General features: G+C 62.0%; 2 protein-coding genes. Both read right to left on the bottom strand.

What is annotated here, in order from left to right:
- Positions 1 to 57: 57 nt before the first annotated feature.
- Positions 58 to 552: a glycoside hydrolase family 24 protein gene (locus AC3WXD_RS34930; protein ID WP_492325744.1), complete on the bottom strand. Its 495-nt coding sequence runs from the start codon at positions 550 to 552 to the stop codon at positions 58 to 60.
- A 60-nt stretch (positions 553 to 612) separates the two neighbouring features.
- The coding region (locus AC3WXD_RS34925; protein ID WP_492325743.1) for a hypothetical protein at positions 613 to 1027 on the bottom strand (415 nt) is incomplete at its 5' end.

The raw sequence follows: 1027 nt of genomic DNA, 5'->3' as shown, positions 1-1027 counted from the left end.
CCCAGTGCCGCGGCCCCGCTGATCTTCGCAATCACCCAAACTTCATCGCTTGCCATGTCAGACCCCGTTGTCGATCCCGCCGTGCAGGAGGTATTGCGCCCTGAGGGCATCGAATTGCTGCTCATGCTGGCCATATCCGGCGCCCGGCAGGCTGGCCCAGATGTTCCGGCACTTGTTGATGGCGGCCACCAGCCGCCCGGCCTGAATGTCCGCGACAGCGCTGCGCTCGCGGATCTGCTGGACCGCGATGGCATCCTGTGCCGCCGGACCGAAGTCGCGCAGGCCGAGTTGCCGCTTGTAGACGTCGAAGTACCGGGTCAGCAACTGGTACCGCCCGGCCGCCGTGCTGTAGTCGCTGATCCGGGGGATGTACACGCGCTGGCGCGGATGGTCGGCGTAGGTGGTCATCAGGCTGCCGCCCACGATCACGTCGTAGCCGTGGTTCCTTGTCTGCTGCCGGCTGTTGTCGGTGCCCTCGCTGAAGGCCAGCATGTCGAGAAAGGCGGCCATGTTCTGCCCCCCGATCAGGGCGGCCGGGTTGGTGTATGGCATGTGGTTCCCCGGAAATGAAAAAGCCCGCACGAGGCGGGCTGTGGTTGATGCGGTGCGGGCTTAGTTAATCTTGCGCGCTGCGACCGTCCCGATCTTTATCATCGCGCTTCCAGCGCCGGTACAGCGCGCCGTGAATGCGATCGACCCGCCTGTGTAGGTGCCAGCAGGCAACGTGAGAATAGAGCTACGGAATTTCAGATTGCAGGTTTCTGGCAGATTCCCCCCCAGCGCCTTTTTCCAAACACTCACCGAGGGACCGCCGCCGCCAACAAACGAAAGCGCAGCCTCAACGACACTCAGGTTGACTGGGCTTGAAATGTTGATGTCACCTTCCAGCACAAACCGATCTCCGGCTGCAATGGTAAAAACGCCCAAGCTACTCATGAATGCCTGGAATGTGTCCGAGGCGGAGGAAAATGTGACAGCAGCCACCATGTCGTTGCCCATCCCATCGGGCCGTGCCGCGATCGACATT

Source organism: Cupriavidus sp. FW216-B1 (genome assembly GCF_058789195.1).
This window is presented reverse-complemented; position numbering and strand designations above follow the sequence as displayed.

Bases quoted from the DNA above. Each gene is read 5' to 3' on its own strand.
- AC3WXD_RS34930 (WP_492325744.1), bottom strand. From the start codon at position 552: ATGCCATACACCAACCCGGCCGCCCTGATCGGGGGGCAGAACATGGCC.